Below are 19,436 nucleotides of genomic sequence, written 5' to 3' on the forward strand. Positions count from 1 at the left end.
CCCGACGTTCAAACCAGGTGTTCGCTTAGCGAATGCCGGACCCCGCCAGGGACTCCGGCGACCACTGCGCCTTGGAGAGCGGATCGATGTACTTGATGCCGCCGTAAGGCCCCACCACACCGTTGATGTTGTAGGAGCCACCGACCAGGTCGTAGATCATGAAGGGCGTGGAATCCGGGATCTGCTTGTCATAGCTTTGGCTGAGGAACGCGAAGGAGCCTCGGTACAGCTGACCACGGGCGTCGTACTGATCGGAGGCCAGAGCGGTCCAGCTGTCTTCATCCAGGTAGAAACGACGCTTCTGATAGATGTGCCGCGCACCCGCCTTGAGGTTGCCCTCCACCACCCAGACCCGGTGTTTTTCCCAACGCACGTAGTCGGGTGCCAGGTGATTGGCGGTGGTCAGTAACTTGGGGTCCTGGGCGTAGGTCAGCTTGTAGGTGTTGTAGGGCACGATCATTTCTTGCTTGCCCACCAGCTTCCAGTCATAGCGGTCGAGTGCACCGTTGAACACAAAGACATCGTCGTAAGTGCCCGCACCGGCAGTGCCGGGGTTAGGCGTGTCGTAGGCCAGGTTCGGTGCCAGTTTTACCCGACGCTGGCCAGGCAAGTACTGCCAGCCACGACGTGGCTGCTGCAACGGGTTGGCGGCATCCTTGAGCATCACCGCTTCGCCGGCCCGGCGCGCAGGGCCGGTGTAGGACAGCTTCATCTGGTAGTACACGTCGGCGCTGCTGATCGGCTGCGCCAGGTTTTCGTAGATCGGATAGGAAATGAACGCCTGCCCGGTGGTTGCCAGGCTCGGCACTCCCGCGGAGTCGACGTTCCACGAGTCGTACTTGGAGTTGATGCTGACGCCCTGATAGCGCAGCAGGAAGTTCCACATCGCCTCATTGCCCGACTGCGGGATCGGAAACGGCACACCCGGCAGCACGTTGTCGATCGCCAGTCCGCCCTCGAGGGACTTGGCGCCGGTGGCATTTTTCACGCCATTGTCCAGCACGGCCTTGGGCAGTGCGACGGTACGGTGGGTTGGATAGACATTGACGTGGAAAGTGGGGAAACGCTTGGCCAGTTCCACGGTGGTCGCCGTGAGTTGGCCCTTGTACTGATCGACGTTTTTGCCGTCGATCACCAGCAGTGGTTTTTCGTCGGCAAAAGGGTCCGGGCGCATGCTGTCACCGGTTTTGAAACTGGCCGGCGGCGTGGTCAAGCCACCCGAGTAGGCAGGAATGGAACCCTCGGCATTCCCGGCTTTTTCAGCCCCGACCAGGGTCAGGCTGCTGCCCAGCCTGGCGGCTTCCTGAGTCGATACAGCGGCCTGTGCCTGAGCGGCAACCGCCATGGCCAGGGAAACGCCCAGCAAAGTACGCACGAATTTCATGTTGTTATTCTCCTGCTCAGGTGACTAAGCCATTCGTGAATCAAAAGGTGGTTTTCATCGTCAGGTAAACCGCGCCACGGTCTGCGGTGGTTGCGCCACCGCCGGAAAAGGCCGAGTAGCCACCGCCAAAACACGCGTAGTTTTCGTTGCCGCTGAAGGCGTTCGGTGTGGAGCCGTCACCGCTGCCGGTATTGGCCGCGCCGGTACTGACGCCGCTGACGTCACACTTGTCGGTCTTGCCGAAGGAATCCACGTACTTCAGGTCGACAAAGTATTTGTTGTACACAACGGCCCCGACGCCGACCGCATAGTTGCCGGTGTCTTTGGCACCGCCACCGGACACCGGTGAAACGCCGGCAAGCCCTACGTTGATGGACATCGGCATGTTGAAGTCGACACCCGGGAAGACCTGGTACCAGGTCGGCGTGAAGTTGGCTGCAATGCCCCAGTTGTCCCGGGTCGGCGCATCGACGCCGCGGTAACTGCTGTTGCCCTTGTAGAGCGCCTGATTCTTGCTATCGAGTTTGAGCAGGTTGCTGTAATACAGCTCGGTGAGCAGGGTTGCCGAATCGAACACCGGCGTCTTGGGCAGGGTCATCAGGCCGTTGAGTGTCCAGTGCAACGTGTCACCGGTGGCACTCATGCTGTCGCCCTTGTCCGGTACGTCATAGACGATACCGGTCTGCGCCGTACGAGCCGGCAACAGGCCCAGGCCGGCCCCCAGTCCCAGCGGTCCGGTGGAACTGAGAATCGCCGGGATGCTGGCCAGCGGCATGTTGTGACGGATGTTCAGGTCGGAGCCGACACTGACGCCGCCTATCTCTTTCGACAGGCTCAGACCGAAGATGTGGATGTTGTCGGCATAGGCCAATTGATAGGTGCTGGTACTCAACGAATTAAGCGTGTTGACGACAGCCGGCACCATGCCTGCAGGCCGGGTTCCATTGGGATTGGCCGATGTCACCCCGGTAGCGTTCAACCAGGCTTGAGGCAAAATGTCCGAGGTCTTGCGGTAATAGAAGCCGAGCGTACCGTCCAGCCAGGCAGGCGACCACTTGGCCATCACGCCCCAGTCTCCGCTTTTATCCGGCGTCAGGTCGTGGCCACGACGCACGTTGGTCAGCCCGTTGCACGGCGCCAGGCCACAACCCAGAGGGCTGCCGGGTACCACGGCATTGGTGTTGCCCAGCAGGAACGACTGCGCACCGAAACCGACCAGATCGGAACCGCCGTAGTAGGTACCGGCCTCCGGCAGGCGGGCGGCATTCCAATCCAGGAAGTACTGGGCACCCACCGTCAACTCGGGATTGACGGTGAACGACATCGACAGCTGGTTACGCGGAACGAACAGTTCCTTGGCTTCGGTACCGGGCGATGCCGCCAGTTTGGCCAGGTCCAGGCCGGACTGGCCATAGCTGATCGAATGCACCGGGTTGAGGATGGTTTCACCCCAGAACACGTTGTGCTGACCGGCCTTGACGCTCAACAGCGACTCCTCGCCCACTTCGGTGCTGTAGAACACGAAGGCATCGAGGATTTCGCCGGAAGGACCGGTGTAGTAACGCTGGGCGTAGTTGCTCAGGTGGGGGCTGCCATTGCCGACATTGTCACCGGTGACCGCGGCAAGGCGTGGGTCGTTGGCGACCAGACCCGACTTGGCGTCGTTGCCGTTGACGAACGGATTGGCGTTCGAACCGGTGTTCTCATATGCCTTGTCGTACCAACTGGCAGCACTGAGGCGAAAACCCATGCTGTTCTTGTAGACCACGTCCATCTCGGTCAACAGGTCAATGCGGTTAGTGATGTTGGTTCCGGCCTTGCGGAAGTTGTAGTCGCCATCGTTGTTGTTCGGCGTCCCCAACATGCGCTTGTCGGCGTTTTCGGTGCGCACGCCGTAGTTGTATTTGACGGTGTTATCAAAACGCGCGGTCCAGTCCGGGTTACCCGTATCGAGTTCGACTGCATGCGCCGCCGGCATGGCGGCGGCCAGGATGGTCGAGGCCAACACGCTGTAACGCGAGGGTGTGAACCCGAGACGCTTTTTATTGTTGTGCATTGCGTTGTCTCCGCTTTTTTGTAGTTGTTTTAAGCGCAGCCGCCCTCACGCAACCGCTTGTTCCAGTGGTTTGCGTTTTTCAGGAATGAGGGCAATTGCCGAAGGCCTTCGGCCAACCGGCGCCTGAACTAGCGGTCCAACTCCAGGATGAGTGCTTCGGCTTGCGGCCAGCGGCCATAGCCCGCCGCCGGATTGAGATGGCCCACGTCACCCAGGTTGAGCAGTTCGCTGCCCCAGCCCTCAGCCAGACGAGTGACGGCTTCCAGACTGGCGAGGTGGTCGTTGGTACTGGCGGCCATCAGGCTGCGGAACGGCAGAGGCTCTTTGGGTAGAGGATTCCAACCCTGGGTACGCAGGGTTTCAGCGGATGGGTAGCCTGGCGGCCAATCGGCATCGAGATCCGGAGGTGCGGCCAGCAGCGCGCCCTTGATCGGCCGGCTGTGCTGCGCAGCCCAGTGCGCGACCATCAACACACCGGCACTGTGGGCCACCAGAATCAACGGCCCTTCGATCTGCGTAAGTTCCTGCTGGATCGCCTGGACCCGCTTGCCGCAGTCGAGCTTGTCGGTTTCAAGTGGCGGCACACTGCGCACCTTGCTCAATCTGGCCTCAAGCAGCGTTTGCCAATGTTCGGCAACGTGCTCGCGCAGGCCCGGTACGATCAGAACGGTTGCGGCAGTCTGCAGTTTGTCCACATCAACACCTTCGCTTTCTCGATGACTCGACTGGCTCTATCGCCAGGGGCTTTTTGTAGGACTGACATTAAAGAGCGCCCACCCGAGGCGCTTTTCATTGGACGTCAGTCACTTTTCTTTTGATGACAGATTTCCAGGCGTTGGCGTGGCGCGACCGCTGGTAAAAAAACCGACAGGTCCGATCAAGACCGCGGTAATCAACGGGTCAGCGTCGATTGCCGCATAAGTCGGTGCTCAATCCCGACAGATCCGGAGGAGCGCCATCGATGACGTCATAACTGTTCAATTGATGATGTGCTGGATATAGTCGCCACGCTCATTTCCATCGGAATCTGCCCAGGAAAGACCTTCGCATGACCAAGCTTGTTCGCGCCGCCGTCTTGACCAACTACCTGGAGGTCAGTCAGTACCTGGGGTTCAATCCGCGCGACTTACTGGCTGTCGTCGGCCTGAGCAAGGCCCAATTGCAAGCCCCTGAACACCGGATTCCCATCGATGCCGCCGTGCGTCTGCTGGAGGAGTCGGCCGCCGCCAGCGGCTGTCAGAGCTTCGGCCTGAGCATGGCCGAATCGCGCCAGCTCTCGGACTTCGGTGTGGTCAGCCTGCTGCTCAGCCACCAGCGGACGCTGCGTGATGCTTTTCAAGTCGTGGTGCACTACCGTCATCTGCTGAACGACTCGCTGGCCATCTTCATCGAAGAGGCCGGCAAGATGGTGATCATTCGCGAAGAGGTGGTCACCGAATCACCGATGCCCAGCCGACAAGCCACTGAGTTGGCAATCGGCGTGATGTTCCGCCTGTGCGCCGCTCTGCTCGGTACGCACTGGCATCCCTACAGCGTCAACTTCACGCACCAGCCCCCCGACAACCTGCAACTGCATCGTCGTCTGTTCGGCTGCAATCTGGAGTTCGGCAGCGAGTTCAATGGCATTGTCTGTTCCGACGCCAGCCTCGACATGACCAACCCCCATGCCGATCCAGCCATGGCTCGCTACGCCCAGAGTTACCTCGACTCACTGTTGAGCCACGAAGGACCGTCGATGCTGTTCGAGGTGCGCAAAGCCATCTACCTGCTGTTGCCGATGGGACGCGCCACCATCGAGCAAATTGCCCAGACCCAGGGCATGAATGTTCGGACCTTGCAGCGACGCCTCAAAGACGACGGCTGCGCCTTCAACGACCTGATCAACGACGTACGCCGCGACCTGGTGCTGCGCTACCTGGAAAACCCGAATTATTCGCTGGGCCGCATCGCCGACATGCTCGGCTACTCCATGGCGAGCTCCTTCACACGCTGGTTCATCACCCAGTTCGGCATGCCACCCGCCGCGTGGCGCAGCGCACAAAAACAGGCGGCCAAAGCACCAATGAACCCGACCATACTGCCCGGTTCCATCAAACCCTGAACCCATTGAATTGGACGCTGGGATTGCAAAAAAAAAGGCGACTGCTGGTACAGTCGCCGCGAAAGAACCGATGTTCATGACACCGCCCAAAAGCCCTGTGGCGAGGGAGCTTGCTCCCTCGCCACAGGGTATCAACTGGACAGCATTGAGGCTTGGCCGGGCTTAGAGCCCCCAGTCCAGCAACAGCAACACCAGGACCGCAAGAAACACCGTCTCCCCCACCATCAGCAGGATCGGCTTGATGCCGACGGCGGCCAGCTCCTTGAGCTGGGTCTTCATGCCCAGCGCGCTGATGGAAACCACCAGGCTCCAGCGCGACAGTTCGTTGACCGATCCCTGCACCGCCGGCGCCACCCATCCCGTGCTGTTGATACAGGCCAGCAGCAGAAAACCGACGGCAAACCACGGCAGCAGCGGCGGCCGTTTGCCGGACGTGTCGGCGCCTTGCATACGCGTGATCAGGGTGGCGCAGAGGATCACCGGCAGCAGCATGGCGACCCGCATCAGCTTGACCACAGTGGCTATGTCGCCGGTCTCGGTCGACAGGCTGTAACCGGCACCGACTACCTGGGCAACATCGTGGATGGTACCGCCCAGGAACATCCCTGCAACTTGTGGCGACAACGACAGCCAGTTGGCAATCATCGGGTAAAGGATCATCGCCGTGGTGGACAGCGCCGACACCCCAATGACGGTGAACAGCGTGGCGCGTTCTTTCTGCGGATGATTGGGCAGCGCCGCCGCCAGCGCCATCGCAGCCGAGGCGCCACAGATTGCGGTAGCCCCACCGGTGAGCATGCCGAACAAGCGCTGAAAGCCCAGCGCCTTGGCCGCCACCACCGAGACACTGATCGTCACCACCACCAGAATCACCACCAGAGCAAAAGGCTTCCAGCCCAACGCGGCGATCTGTTCGAGGGTAATGCGCATGCCTAACAGGGCCACACCAATGCGCAACACGGTACGCGCCGTGAACTCGATGCCGGCCTTGCACGCGCCGTCACTGGCCAGGAAGTTGAGCGCCATGCCCAGCAACAATGCGAACAGCATCACCGGCGCACCGTAATGCTCGGATAAAAAGGAGGCTGCCGCCGCAACGATCAGACTGACGATGAACCCCGGTGCCAATTCGCGCGTTCGGCTATGGATATGGGTGAGAGCGATAGTGCTCATGGCGCGGATTCCTCAGAAACTATGACGATAAATGCCTGGCCGTCGACGACCTCGACCGGATAGCTGGTGACTTTGAGTTGGGTTGAATTGAGCAGGTAACCGCTGCGCAGATCGAAGCGCAGGCCATGGGCGCCGCATTGAATCACCCTCCCCTCAAGGCGTCCGCCGCACAGCGAGGCGCCCTGATGCGGGCAGCTGTCGTCGATGGCGAACAAGTCGCCCTCGATGTTGAACAACGCCAGGCTTTTACTCTCGAATTCAATTAGCGCACGGCCACCCGCCTGCGGGAGTTTTCCGGCGGGCACGGGTACACGCCGACTCATGCTGGCAGCCGTGAGCGATGGCTATCGAGCAAGGCTTCGCCCATGGCGCCAAACAGTACGTCGGCAGGCTGCGCGCCGACCACCGTCAGACGGCGGTCGAATTGAAAACACGGCACACCGCTGCCAGCGCCTGCCTCGTTGCCGACGTAAGGATCGCCGTCACCTTGCAGACAGTCAGCCACGGCACCCGCGTCGAAGCCACACGCCCGGGCGATGGCGATCAAGGTCTCATGACAACCCAGGTCCTCGCCGTACTGGAAGTACGCAGCGAACAGACGCTCAAGCAAGACATCACGTTGTGCCGTACTGCCCAGCACAGTGGCACGCTCCAGCAAGCGATGGGCATCAGCAGTATTGGGCATGGTGGCGATGCGGTTCAGGTCGATGGGCACTCCCACCGCCATCGCGGCCTGCTGCACCTGGGCCTGACGCATGCGTACGGCTTCAGCACTGCCCAGACGCTTGAGATAGAACTCGGTGAAGGGCTCACCCTGTACCGGCAGTTGTGGCAACAACTGCACCCCGTGCCACACCGTGGTGATTTCCACCCCCGCTTGCTGGATGCGCAGCAGGTCCTGCGCGTGCTCCAGTTGGCGCTTACCGATCAGGCACCACGGGCAGATAAAATCGAAGAACACGTCAATCCGTAAACGACCACTCACACCTTCACCTCTGACACAGCTTCACTAATCGAATCGTTGACCCGCTCACCCGCTAGCCGGGCGATATCCTTGTGGTAATGACACTTGGCATAAAAGAACACCGCCGCTGCCGCGATGCTGACCAGCGGCACCCATTGAAAAGCAGCCTGCAAGCCGATGACGTCCGACACCCTGCCGGTGATGAATGGCCCCGGGGCCAGGCCGAGCATATTGTTGGCCAGGGTCAGCGTGGCGAAGGCCGTGCCGTGGACCGAATGGTGGGTCAGGTTGGCAACCATCGCCCCGGCAGGTCCGGTGGTGCCGGCGGCRATCAGCATGCCCAGGCATATCAGCGCCAATTGCACAGGCCCCGCCGGCAAGGCGAACGCCGCCGACAGCAGCAGGCAGCTACCCAGGCAAAAAGCGATGGCCAGGGCGACCTTGCGCTCCGGCGAGTGCCGACACAGCCGGTCGCTGAGCATGCCGCACAGAATCATCCCCGCCCCGCTGCACAGCACAATGATCGCCGCGACACCGCCGGCCTTGTCCGTTGCCATGTCGTAATAACGATTGAGGTAGCTGGGCATCCACACAATCACGGTGCCGCCGACGAACAGTTGCAAGCCACTGCCGATATAGGCCGCGATCACTGAAGGGCTGGAACACAGCGTACTCAGCGGGCGCTTGACGGCTGCAGCCACCTTGTTCGCCGCTTGAGCCGCGCGTTGCGGGGCGATGCGCGCTTCCTTGACGATGATCGGGTAAAGCACCGCCAGCAACAGGCCGAACAGCGCCATGCCGGCGAACGACCAGCGCCAGCCCAGTTTGGCCGCGATAACACCGCCCAGCGCCATGCCCAGCACCGAGCCGAACATCCCACCTGCCATGAAGGCACTGGCCAGCGTTGCGCGCATGTGTTTGGGAAACACCGAAATCACTACCGCGATGCCAACGCTGCCGTAAGCCGCTTCGCCGACGCCCACCATGAAGCGGGCAATGAACATCTGCTGGTAGTCCTGCGCGAGCGCGCAGCCCAAAGTGGCCAGACTCCACAGCAGAGCCATCAACGCCAGGCTCTTGACCCGACCGAAGCGATCCGCCAGCAACGACAGGGGAAATGTCAGCAACCCCACCATCAAGGCGACAATGCCACTGAGCAGGCCGAGCTGACCGTCGCTCAGGGCCCACTCGCCCTTGAGCATCGGGAACACCGCGTTCAGCACCTGACGCGACATGTAATCGGAAATCAACAGGCCGAACGTCAATGCAAAGACAATCCAGGCATATGTGCGCGCAATACCGACACCACTGGCGTCGTCATCGTCCGCGGCGATTGGGTGAAAGGCCATGCAGCCTCCTCGAAACCTTGTTTTATTGTTGTTATCGAGCGTGTTGCAATGCAGCGAACGGAAGGCCATCGACCTCCCGCCTTTGTTGCCGGTCAGCCGCGTTGCGGCACACCTTTCTGGCCAGCCTTGCGGTTGGGGGCCATGCCGTTGGCCAACAGGGTTTCTTCGATACTCTGGTACTGCACACCGATGCGGTAGATCTCGCGGGCTTCTTTACCGCTGGCGATTTCGCGCCCCAGCTCATGGGCGACACGCACGGTTTGCTCGATCTGCTGCACGGAGCTGAAACGCTTGCCCTTCTGATCAATGATCGTGTCTTCAATACCCACGCGTGGGTGCAGCCCCATGGACAGCGCCATGACATTGAACGGCAGCACGTTCTTGAGCAGCGATTCGGCGGTCAGGGTGCAGCCGTCCGGCGCGCGGTGAACAAAGTTGAAGAAGTTGAACGGATTGGGGCCATCGAAACCGCCGCCGATGCCGATCCAGGTCAGGTTCAACGGCCCCATGTACACGCCCTTGCGCACCAGGCGCTCCAGGGTTTCCATGGCATGCATGCCGGTTAGCTGGAAATGCGGCTGCACGCCCGCCGCCATCAGCCGCCGCAAATGCTCCGCGACCCAGGCCGGGCCTGCTGGCACGGTCATCTCGCTGTAGGCTGCCTGATAGGCCGGATTCGCCAGGGACGTGCCTTCCAGGTATTCCGGATACAGCAGCTCCATGATGTTCATCTGGGTAGTGTTGATGGCCACCGTGACCTGATCCGGTTTTGGCGTCAGCTCCGCCAGCATGTGGCGCGTATCGTCAGACAGCCACTTGGCGGCTTCACCATCGCTTTCGGGCGCGAAGGAAATCGAACCACCGACCTGGATGATCATGTCCGGCACGGCTTCGCGCACACCGGCGATCAACTCGTTGAATTTGGACAGGCGCTTGGAACCCTTGCCGTCCAGTTCGCGCACATGCAAGTGCAACACCGTGGCACCCGCCTCATAGCAATCGACCGCCTTCTGCACTTGCTCATCCATGGTCAGCGGGATGTCTTCGGGAAAGTCTTCCGGCATCCACTCAGGGCCATACGGGGCCACGGTGATGACCACTTTTTCCATGTTTTCCGGGTGCAGGGAATCGTCGAAGAATTGCATGAGTTACTCCTTTTATTATGGTTGTACGCCCACGCCGGGGACGTGCCGGGCGAGCCTGTAGCAAGTACGAATGCAGAGACGGTCGATCAGAAAGTCTTGTCGCCGATGATCCCGGCACGCTCCATCTTGCGGTGGCACGGCGGGTAATCCATGACGGCGTAGTGCTGGGTGCTGCGGTTGTCCCAGATGGCGATGCTGTTGGGTTTCCAGCGCCAGCGCACCTGATACTCGGGGATGTACGCCTGGCTGATCAGGTAGCGCAGCAACTCGCTCGCGCCGGGGTTGGCGTCCTGGCCAAAACGTACCCGCTCAGGGGTGTGGTAGTTACTCAAGTGGGTGGTAAAGGCATTGACGAACAGCACCTTTTCCCCGGTTTCCGGGTGGGTACGCACCACCGGATGCTCGGCATCCGGGTACATCGCCTTGAGCGCCAGGCGTTTTTCGATCGGCATGGCGGCACCAAAGCTCGCTTCGATACTGTGGCGGGCGCGCAGATCGGCAATCTTCACCTTGATGTCATCCGGCAAGCGCCCGTAGGCCTCCACCATGTTGGCCCACATGGTGTCGCCGCCCACGGGCGGGCACTCTACACAGCGCAATACACAGCCCATCGGCGGCGCCTCGCGCCAGGTCGCATCGGTGTGCCAGGCATTCTCGTAGCGGTCCACCGGCTGGTCCGGACTTTTGTAGATGCGCACCAGGCCTGGATGATCCGGGTCACTGCCAGCCACCGGATGATCCTCCAGCTCGCCGAAGCGACGGGCGAAGGCCACGTGCTCGGCGCGGCTGATGTCCTGATCACGCAGGAACACCACTCGATGCTTGAGCAACTGAACCCGAATCTCGGCAAAAAGACCGTCGTCATGGAGGGCGTCGGCGAGGTTCACACCCATCAGTTCCGCGCCAATGCTGCAGGTCAACTGTTCGACTTTCATGGAGGGCGACTCCCTTAAATGACGAAGATGGATGAACCCGTGGTCTTGCGTGACTCCAGGTCGCGATGAGCCTGCACGGCATCCTGCAAGGCATAGTGCTGGTTAATCTCGATCTTGATTCGACCGCTGCCGACGAGGTCGAACAGTTCACCTGCCAGGGCGGCTTTTTCCGCCGGGTCGGCGATGTAGTCCGCCAGAGCCGGGCGGGTCATGAACAGCGAGCCTTTCATCGCCAGCAGCACCGGATCGAACGCCGGGATCGGGCCGGACGCCGTGCCGACACACACCATCAGGCCGCGGCGCTTGAGCGAATCCAGGGAGCCCATGAAAGTATTCTTGCCGACACTGTCGAACACCACGTTGACCCCAACGCCATCAGTCAATTCGCGAACGCGCTGGGCGACGTCTTCATGGCTGTAATTGATGACATGGTCGCAGCCATGAGCCCGAGCGATTTCACCCTTGACCTCGGTGGATACGGTACCGATGACCGTCAGGCCGAGCAGCTTGGCCCACTGCGAAACGATCAGGCCCACACCACCGGCAGCAGCGTGTAGCAGAATGCTGTCGCCGGCCTTGAAATCGTAAATGCGTCGCATCAGGTACGACGATGTCAGGCCGCGCATGGTCATGGCCGCGGCCGTCTCGAAACTGATGGTTTCCGGCAGCTTGATCAGCGGCGCGGCGGGGATCAGCCGCTCGGTGCTGTAGGCACCCAATGTATYGAGAAACCCGGTATAGGTGACGCGGTCGCCGACCTGTACGTTGGTAACCCCCTCGCCGATGGCCTGGACCACACCGGACGCTTCAACCCCCATGCCACTGGGCATCGGGATCGGGTAGGTGCCATTGCGAAAGTAGGTGTCGGCATAGTTCAGGCCAACCGCTACATGACGAAGACGGACCTGGCCTGGACCGGGTTCACCAACTTCGACCTCTTCATAACGAAGAACGTCGGGACCACCGGTTTCGTAGAAGCGTACGGCTTTGGCCATGTTGTCTTATTCTCCAGTCTGCAAGGTTGGCATGCTGCGTCGATTTGCGCTGACTGGACTCTAGGACGCAGCCTGGCGGGCCGCTTCTCATCAGACGACAATGGCTTTTCATTTCGTGACAGCTGCCCGGGGCGCGGCATCAACGCCTGCGATGGATGACTTATCCAGTGCCTCTCGATACCCTTGCGCACCTCGGGGCCTGACGGTGTTCCAGGTCAAACCACTCCCCATCCAGACGAGCAAGTCATGAAATCCCCTGCAGGTTTGCTGCTGTCGGGTATTGAGCTGGACCGTGCCAGCTCCATCCCCCTGTACCGCCAACTCTATTTGCAGATTCGCCAACAGGTTCTCAGTGGAAGAATTCAAGGGGGCGTGCGCCTGCCGTCAACCCGGACCTTGAGCAAAGAGCTCGCACTGTCGCGGATCACCATCCTCAATGCCTTCGATCAACTGATTGCCGAAGGTTTTCTGGCGTCACGGACCGGGGCCGGTACCTATGTCGGCAATGAGTGGGAAAACCGCGGAGTGGCCGACGATGAACGGCAGCGCCAGCCCCCCCGCCTGTCCGATCTGAGCCAGTCCATGCTGTCGTTGCGCAGCGATCATTTTCGAGGAGTTAGCTATGCCGACTGGGATCCGGCAAGCCCTACCTCGTTTCTGCCCAGCCACAGCACTTACGACGCGTTCCCGCAACACATCTGGAAGCGCCTGATGAACCGCCACCTGCACAAGCCGACCAAGGCCATGCTCGGCTATGGCGAACTGCAAGGCTTGCTGGCTCTGCGCAAGGCGATTGCCGAATACGTCTTTGATGCCCGAGGCATCGACTGCAGTGCTGAGCAGGTGGTCATCATTTCCGGCGCCCAGCAAGCCTTTAACCTGCTGGGCATGCTGTTGCTCAATCCACAGGACAGCGTGTGGATGGAGGATCCGGGGCATATCGCGGCGCGAATCGCGCTCCAGGCCCAGGGTGGTCTGGTGGTCCCGTTGCGTATCGACGAACAGGGGATCGACATCCAGCAAGGCCTGGCTCAGTGCCCAGACGCCCGCCTGGTGTTTACCACGCCGTCTCGCCAGCATCCCCTGGGCGTCACCATGAGTTATGCGCGGCGCCAGGAACTCATCGACTGGGCTGCGCACAACCAAAGCTGGATCATCGAGGACGACTGCGACAGTGAGTTTCACTACAACGGCCGCCCCCTGCCTGCGCTCTATGCGATGGATCAATGGGCTCGGGTGATCTATGTCGGAACGTTCAGCAAAGTGCTCTTCCCCTCGCTACGACTGGGTTACGTGATACTGCCGCAGGCCTTGATCGAACCCTTCTGTACCTTGCGGGCGGTCATGGATCGCAGCCCGCCCACGCTGCTCCAGGCCGTGACGGCAGACTTCATGCGCGAAGGCCACTTCCTTGGGCATATCCGCCGTATGCGTGCGCTGTACCAGGCTCGCCAGAAAGCACTGGTCGAGCAGCTGCAGCAACGGCTGGGCGGTTTCTTCAAGATCACCCCGGTGGAAGCCGGCATGCACCTGATCGCCTGGCTGCCGGCAGAGCTGGATGACGATGCCATCGCCAAGGAACTGGCCCGGCACAACATCCACACGTATGCCCTGAGCGACTACTGCCTTGAACATGTCCTGCCACCGGCCCTGTTGATCGGCTTTGCCGGCACGCCTGAAAGCCAGGCCGAGGAGCGCGTCGAAGCACTGGCCCAGGCCTTGTCCGACATGGGCTACCTGCAGCAGGCCACTTGAGGCAAGGCAAGTGGTCTTATGATTTAACTGATAATGGATCTATCGAGAGTTCCTGACTGGCGCGATAAAGGCTGCGCCGGCAGACCCGGCGTCTGAACCAGGAATGACTCGAATGAACAATAAGATCCAGGAACGATTCCATGCCTTGCTCAGCCACAAGGCTGTCGAGGCCGGGGCACCTCCCGCACTGACTGAAGCACTGGCCCGCCAGTTGCTCGACCGACTTGGACAGGTGCGCCTGTTTGCCCATGCCTACCCCTTGCTGACCAACCTCACCCATGGCCGTGTCACGCCTGCCGACCTGCTGGACTTCGCCTATCGCCACGAGTTGCAGGGGCTAAGCCTGCACTTGCTCGACGGTGAGGAAAACAGCCTGAGTCAAATGACACCCGCGCAACTTCGAGCGTTTGCCGAAAAGGCCCATGCGCTCGGGCTGGATGTGCACCTGGAAATCAGCAGCACCCTGAAAAAAGATGTCGATCAGGTTATCGGCATCGCCAAGGCCCTCGGGGTGCGCAACATTCGTGTTTACTCGCGCTACGAGGGAGCGCTGTCACGGGTCATGGACGTGATCGAATCAGACCTGCATTACCTCGCGCAGCAAGCTGACGAGCACGATCTGTTCTTCGACTTCGAGCAGCATGAAGAACTCAAGAGTGCCGAAATCGCGCACCTGCTGAACCGCCTCGACCATCCTCGACTGCATGCCTTGTTCGACTTCGGCAACATGATCAACGCCTGCGAACAGCCCCTGCCGGCGCTCCGTACCCTGGCGCCGCACATACGCCAGACCCACCTCAAGGGCGTGCGCATCGTCCCCGAGCAAAACGGCTTCGGCCATTACGGCGTGCTGCAGGGCTGTGACGAAGATGACCTGCCCAGCGCACGCATGTTGTTCGAATTGCTGATGCTCGGCGAATCAACCCCGCAAGTGATTGCATTCATCCTCGAGCAGGAAAACCACTACGTCGCCCCGGCATTCCGCCAGACCTTCGAGGCCGCCGACCCGTTCATTGCCTATCGGGAAATGAGTGAAACGCCGCTGCCAGTCGGCTACTCGCTGGAGCGAATGCTGGCCGATGAACACCGCTGGGCGAACAACCAGGTTGCCTATGTTCGAGGTCTGCTGGCCGAGTTCCGGACCCTGGCCGAACTGACCCTGGATAACCGCGCAAACGCCTGAACCTGACGTTACTACCCGATTACGCCTGGAGAACAATAATGACAACTCGTGACAAGGCCAAATGGCTCAGATTCCTGATTCTCATCCTCGGTGGCGGCACCATCTACAAGCTGGCGAACCTCAAGGACGCCTTCTATGTGCCGATGCAAACGTTCATGGGATTGACCCATACTGAAATCGGCTTGCTACTGAGCGCCAACGCCATTATCGCCACCGCGCTGTTTGTCGTCGGCGGCCTGCTGGCGGACCGATACGACACACGCAAGCTGATTCCCATTGGCCTGCTCGGCACCGGCAGCCTGGGGCTCTACCTTGCGACCTTCCCACCCTTCAGCAATCTGCTGATCGTGTTCAGCCTGTTGGCCGTCTGCGCCGATTGCATCTTTTGGCCTTCACTGCTCAAGGCCATCCGCAACCTGGGTGACGATCAGGAACAGGGTCGGTTGTTCGGTCTTCTGGAAGGCGGGCGTGGCGTCATTGATACCCTGGTCGCCTTTTCTGCGCTGGGCGTCTTCGTCGCCATGGGTTCCGGTGAGGCCGGTCTGAAATCGGCAATCCTGTTTTACTCGGTCATCGACATTCTTGCCGGCACCCTGACCTGGTTCCTGCTCAAGGGCGGCACCGCGCAGTCGACCGCCAAGCCGAAGAACGGTCTGTCGAACCTGCTCGAGGCCATCAAGGTCCCAGGTATCTGGCTGGTCAGCCTCAACGTGTTCATGGTCTACATCGTCTACTGCGGCCTGACCTATTTCATTCCCTACCTCAAGGACATGTACGAACTGCCCGTGGCACTGGTGGGCGCTTACGGCATCATCAATCAGTACTTTCTCAAGATCCTCGGCGGGCCTGCCGGAGGCTTCATTGCCGACAAACAATTCAAGAGCACCAGCCGCTATCTGAAATGGGCGTTCCTGGCTTTGCTGCCGCTGATGGCCGTGATCATGCTCATCCCGAAAAGCCCGAGTTTCATCTACGCAGGCATGGCGGCCACCCTCTCCTTCGCGCTGATAGTTTTCTCCATGCGCGGCGTGTTCTGGGCACCCATGGGTGAAATCGGCATTCCCCAGCACATCACAGGCTCAGCCTTCGGTATTGGTTGTCTGATCGGCTATGCGCCAGGCATGTTCGCCTACGTCATCTATGGTGCAATCCTCGACCATTTCCCCGGCCAGCAAGGCTACAACTATGTCTTCAGTTTGATGAGCGTATTGGCCATTCTTGGGTTCATGGTGTCCAGCCTGCTGTATCAGGCTGTCCGCAATAACGCCACGACCACCGGCGAAGTCAGCGCAGCGCGAACCTGAACATCGGCGCGGTTAGCGGAAACCGGGCCGTAGTGCCTCGTCCTGAAACAGGTGCTGCATGGGCAGCGGATCGCCCCTGCAGCAACCTCGTTATCCACGTGAGTATTCACGTCGCGGCCGGAAGCTATCCGGACGGTCACGCTGACGCCACGCGGTCTACCGACCACGATGATCGATCAACTCAAACGAGCTTCTGCCCGATCCACACCCGCTTATTTCGCCGAGGGTAGAGACAGATGCGCAATGGCAGCTTGAGCCATTTCAATCTCGGCGATGGCATCTTCAGCATGGTCGGGCTTGACCCAATTAAACTCGGGGTCACTAATGATTGCGCGAATTGACTTCCTGCACAGCTCGTCGGCTGCCACGCCTTGTCGCCCAGCGACGGCCATTACCGTTTTAAGCGCTATCTCAAGCGCAACCACTCGATCTTCGCTCATGACGCAACCCTCTCTGTAGAGCATTAAGCGTAGATCAATCCCAACTTAAATGACTCATGCTCCCTGGGGCCGAAAACGAGAAAAGCCCTGCAAGCGTAAGCCTGCAGGGCTTTTCGGTCGTGCTGACCTCGCATTAAGCGGGAAAGGACTTCACTGTGAGTCAGCAGCGGATTTGGCACCGACCAGGACCTTGGACGATGAACTCGGCAGAGGACAGGAAACAGGCGTGTAGGGCTCGGTGAGCATGATAATGCGCCATGGCACTTCAGTTCGACAAAGGGCTGTGAAGGCCGCATGTCCTCTCGCCTGAAAGTACGCTCAAGCGTTCAACCCTCACCGGATCAACATGCATATATAATGCGCAAGAGCACACTACAAACTGGTGCCCAAAACACAAAAAGGAAGATGTGTGATATTCCGAATCTGAACGCCACACGTTCAGCGATAGTGCTGATGCCTGGCACCCTCTCTCATTCATGCACATCTCTGACACGTTCTCGTCCCCCAGCATGAGTAAGACAATGCTTCGCTCCAACACCCGATGGTTATGGCTTTACTTCCCGATGAGCTGGATTGCCGTAGGGGTTGTGCTACTGCACATCGTTTTCTACGACTGGACCCTTCTGACGCCCAAGGATGTTGGCGGTACCCTGTTCGGCGGTGCCATGTCCACCCAACTGTTTCTCAGCGGCTGGGCCGTTGCCACCCTCGGCCTGATAGTGGCCATCCTGCTACGGCTGCCGGGGTCGATCCTCGCCTGGATCACCGCCGGGCTTGTGCCGCTGTGCATCGGTGGCTGGTGGCAATTGAACTACCCGGACGATGCCAACGGCAATCTGATTTACAGCCCCGTACAGGCCGATATCACGATTGCCATGCTGATCCGCGCAGCGATCCTGGCCAGCGGTTTGTATGCCCGTTCCAGGGCAAAAACGGCGTCCAGAAACGCGTCACTCTCCGGGCTGAAAATATTCGGGAAAACCGTGGCTGCAGCAGCGTTGAGCGCATTTTTTATAGCCGTGCCACTGGCCTTCCTGAAGCAGCAGGCATTGCCCCATTGCGCCTTCAGCAAGGAAGGTCAGCAGTTGTCGGTCTGTTTGAGCGAGGAGGATGTACATACGATTGTGGAATAAGCACGCTGATGCCTACTGGCTAGACGTTTACGTGACCAGAGTAAAACATGCCCCCGAGTCCCATGTTCAACGCCCGGCGTCAATCAGTAGATCGGATGGCATGTACCTGATGGCTTTCGCAATGCGCAAACAATTTGGCGAACGTGACACAGCTCGATCAGTCGCTTCATGGCGAAGAAACTTACGTCTGCGGCGATACGGGTGACACCGAAGTGGGTAAGCGTCCGTAGCGTGGACCAATCCCCCTGAAACAGTACGACTAGAGGAAAAATCCATGAGTTAAGGACAGGAAAGATCTGTTTTTCGACCAACTCATGATTTTTTGAACCTCAAGTAGCGAGGGCATAAAAATCGGTAGATACTTCAGTCCTTCCTTAGAGCGCACTAAACAACGCAAATACACCCACCACGGCCCACAGCACTGACACATACTGCATGGGCACATAAAACAACGTGTGTTTCTTGCGAAAGATCACTTCGCCACCCGTGTTTTTATCTATGTAGGTTTTGCCCGGCTGGTTATTCAGCTTGTGGCCAATATAGGCGTTGGCGGCCGCACCAACCAATAGACCGACACCCAGCCCGAGCCCATTGAAGAGCCCAGCGAAAGGCACAATACAGAGCAGCGGGATAAGAATCGAAAGAACACCCCAGCCTTGCCAAATAATAAAAAACATAACACGTCCCTGGTTATTTTTTGAGGCGCGCAATCTAACAAAAAAGTGACGCAGCGGCAATAACTTGAAATTAATTACCAGCAACATGATGAATCATGCGAACAAAGGCCCTGATTAACTTAACGAATAAAACTTCTCAGGGCATAAGCCTGATGGCTCAGTAGTTGATGCAGAGTGAATTGGCCCTTGGGTACACAGTATCGTCAAGTCTGATCAAGCCGTCACGAACCAATGAAAGAGCCGCAACAGCCAGGGAGGGTCTGAAGTAGTCATGTATTTCTGGCTGACTCCAGCCTCTGCCGATCTTGAACGCGGTGAATCAATCAAAGACGATCAGGTCACTCGCTCATTTCTGTGTTTTTAGCCACTGCGAGCACCTCGCGGTAACCGTTCCCCACATTACGGGCGCACCTCTCTCGCACTCGTCAGTAAATATCTACGCGCCACCCACAAGTTCGACAGCGCAAACGGTGTCACCCCTTTTAGATGTACGTCACCCGCGCAGCTCTATGGCTGCTCGTACAGGCAGGCTTAACCGCGAATGCGACGCTCAGTGAACTCATAATCTTCCTGGCAATCGCCGGAAGGGTCTGACGCCACATTCACGTAATGCACCGTGTCGGCATCGATCAACTTGTAGGTGTAGACATCTGGCAAACGCACTCCATCAGTTCTCAATTCGTTCTTGCCATTGGCGGCCGACCAGCGTAAACGCTCCATGAACCTCACATTCAAAGCCGCCACCTGATCCCCAATGCTGTGCTTCCGATTCCTTTCCGGAGCCAGCACCTCATGATGCGTCCCGACGCAAAAGTCGAAAAAGTCTATCTCTACCCCAAGCC

Annotated in this window: 17 protein-coding genes and 1 pseudogene; 5 read left to right on the forward strand and 13 right to left on the reverse strand. The window is 59.4% G+C overall.

What is annotated here, in order from left to right:
• Window positions 1–25: 25 nt before the first annotated feature.
• The 3 genes from AC1DIH_RS15900 to AC1DIH_RS15910 form a co-directional block, all read right to left on the reverse strand.
• Complete coding sequence (locus AC1DIH_RS15900; protein ID WP_477766289.1) at window positions 26–1,384, reverse strand: DUF1329 domain-containing protein; 1,359 nt, start codon at window positions 1,382–1,384, stop codon at window positions 26–28.
• 40 nt (window positions 1,385–1,424) lie between these two features.
• Window positions 1,425–3,440 carry a DUF1302 domain-containing protein gene (locus tag AC1DIH_RS15905; RefSeq protein WP_477772403.1) on the reverse strand — a complete coding sequence of 672 codons (2,016 nt, stop codon included), beginning with the start codon at window positions 3,438–3,440 and terminating at the stop codon, window positions 1,425–1,427.
• Between the two features lie 128 nt (window positions 3,441–3,568).
• Window positions 3,569–4,135 (reverse strand): RBBP9/YdeN family alpha/beta hydrolase, encoded by a 567-nt coding sequence (locus AC1DIH_RS15910; protein WP_477772404.1) that lies wholly within the window; start codon window positions 4,133–4,135, stop codon window positions 3,569–3,571.
• A 353-nt stretch (window positions 4,136–4,488) separates the two neighbouring features.
• On the opposite strand from AC1DIH_RS15910, the gene AC1DIH_RS15915 reads away from it, so the two are divergent.
• Complete coding sequence (locus AC1DIH_RS15915) at window positions 4,489–5,541, forward strand: AraC family transcriptional regulator (RefSeq protein ID WP_477772405.1); 1,053 nt, start codon at window positions 4,489–4,491, stop codon at window positions 5,539–5,541.
• Between the two features lie 162 nt (window positions 5,542–5,703).
• On the opposite strand, the gene AC1DIH_RS15920 is transcribed toward AC1DIH_RS15915, so the two are convergent.
• The 7 genes from AC1DIH_RS15920 to AC1DIH_RS15950 form a co-directional block, all read right to left on the reverse strand.
• On the reverse strand, window positions 5,704–6,714 hold the full coding sequence (locus AC1DIH_RS15920; RefSeq protein ID WP_477772406.1) for a YeiH family protein: 1,011 nt from the start codon (window positions 6,712–6,714) through the stop codon (window positions 5,704–5,706).
• Window positions 6,711–7,037 (reverse strand): Rieske (2Fe-2S) protein, encoded by a 327-nt coding sequence (locus tag AC1DIH_RS15925; RefSeq protein ID WP_477772407.1) that lies wholly within the window; start codon window positions 7,035–7,037, stop codon window positions 6,711–6,713. Before AC1DIH_RS15925 ends, AC1DIH_RS15920 begins: the two co-directional genes overlap by 4 nt.
• The gene (locus AC1DIH_RS15930; RefSeq protein WP_477772408.1) at window positions 7,034–7,699 is read right to left on the reverse strand and encodes a DsbA family oxidoreductase; all 666 of its coding nucleotides are present in this window, start codon (window positions 7,697–7,699) and stop codon (window positions 7,034–7,036) included. The genes AC1DIH_RS15925 and AC1DIH_RS15930 overlap by 4 nt, the downstream gene beginning before the upstream one ends.
• The gene (locus tag AC1DIH_RS15935) at window positions 7,696–9,027 is read right to left on the reverse strand and encodes an MFS transporter (RefSeq protein ID WP_477772409.1); all 1,332 of its coding nucleotides are present in this window, start codon (window positions 9,025–9,027) and stop codon (window positions 7,696–7,698) included. Before AC1DIH_RS15935 ends, AC1DIH_RS15930 begins: the two co-directional genes overlap by 4 nt.
• A 92-nt stretch (window positions 9,028–9,119) precedes the next feature.
• Complete coding sequence (locus tag AC1DIH_RS15940; RefSeq protein WP_477772410.1) at window positions 9,120–10,172, reverse strand: beta-keto acid cleavage family enzyme; 1,053 nt, start codon at window positions 10,170–10,172, stop codon at window positions 9,120–9,122.
• Between the two features lie 86 nt (window positions 10,173–10,258).
• Window positions 10,259–11,107: a TauD/TfdA dioxygenase family protein gene (locus AC1DIH_RS15945; protein ID WP_477772411.1), complete on the reverse strand. Its 849-nt coding sequence runs from the start codon at window positions 11,105–11,107 to the stop codon at window positions 10,259–10,261.
• Window positions 11,108–11,121: 14 nt separating this feature from the next.
• Window positions 11,122–12,102, reverse strand: a complete 981-nt coding sequence (locus tag AC1DIH_RS15950) for a quinone oxidoreductase family protein (RefSeq protein ID WP_477772412.1) — start codon at window positions 12,100–12,102, stop codon at window positions 11,122–11,124.
• A 246-nt stretch (window positions 12,103–12,348) separates the two neighbouring features.
• Here AC1DIH_RS15950 and pdxR point away from each other — a divergent pair, with 246 nt between their 5' ends.
• From pdxR to AC1DIH_RS15965, 3 genes are all read left to right on the forward strand, one after another.
• Window positions 12,349–13,857, forward strand: a complete 1,509-nt coding sequence (gene pdxR, locus AC1DIH_RS15955; RefSeq protein ID WP_477772413.1) for a MocR-like pyridoxine biosynthesis transcription factor PdxR — start codon at window positions 12,349–12,351, stop codon at window positions 13,855–13,857.
• Between the two features lie 112 nt (window positions 13,858–13,969).
• Entirely contained in the window at window positions 13,970–15,040 is a 1,071-nt protein-coding gene (locus AC1DIH_RS15960; protein ID WP_477772414.1) for a sugar phosphate isomerase/epimerase family protein, read from the forward strand.
• A gap of 38 nt (window positions 15,041–15,078) precedes the next feature.
• Entirely contained in the window at window positions 15,079–16,344 is a 1,266-nt protein-coding gene (locus tag AC1DIH_RS15965) for an MFS transporter (RefSeq protein WP_477772415.1), read from the forward strand.
• Window positions 16,345–16,556: 212 nt separating this feature from the next.
• Here the strand turns inward: AC1DIH_RS15965 and AC1DIH_RS15970 are convergent, their stop codons facing one another.
• Window positions 16,557–16,784, reverse strand: a complete 228-nt coding sequence (locus tag AC1DIH_RS15970; protein ID WP_103315127.1) for a hypothetical protein — start codon at window positions 16,782–16,784, stop codon at window positions 16,557–16,559.
• Between the two features lie 521 nt (window positions 16,785–17,305).
• On the opposite strand from AC1DIH_RS15970, the gene AC1DIH_RS15975 reads away from it, so the two are divergent.
• Entirely contained in the window at window positions 17,306–17,917 is a 612-nt protein-coding gene (locus AC1DIH_RS15975; protein ID WP_477772416.1) for a hypothetical protein, read from the forward strand.
• A gap of 374 nt (window positions 17,918–18,291) precedes the next feature.
• On the opposite strand, the gene AC1DIH_RS15980 is transcribed toward AC1DIH_RS15975, so the two are convergent.
• Window positions 18,292–18,681, reverse strand: a complete 390-nt coding sequence (locus AC1DIH_RS15980) for a hypothetical protein (RefSeq protein ID WP_477772417.1) — start codon at window positions 18,679–18,681, stop codon at window positions 18,292–18,294.
• Between the two features lie 444 nt (window positions 18,682–19,125).
• Window positions 19,126–19,436, reverse strand: a pseudogene (locus AC1DIH_RS15985) (hypothetical protein); the annotation flags it as partial.

The sequence above is a fragment of the Pseudomonas sp. 05N36 genome (assembly GCF_056397385.1).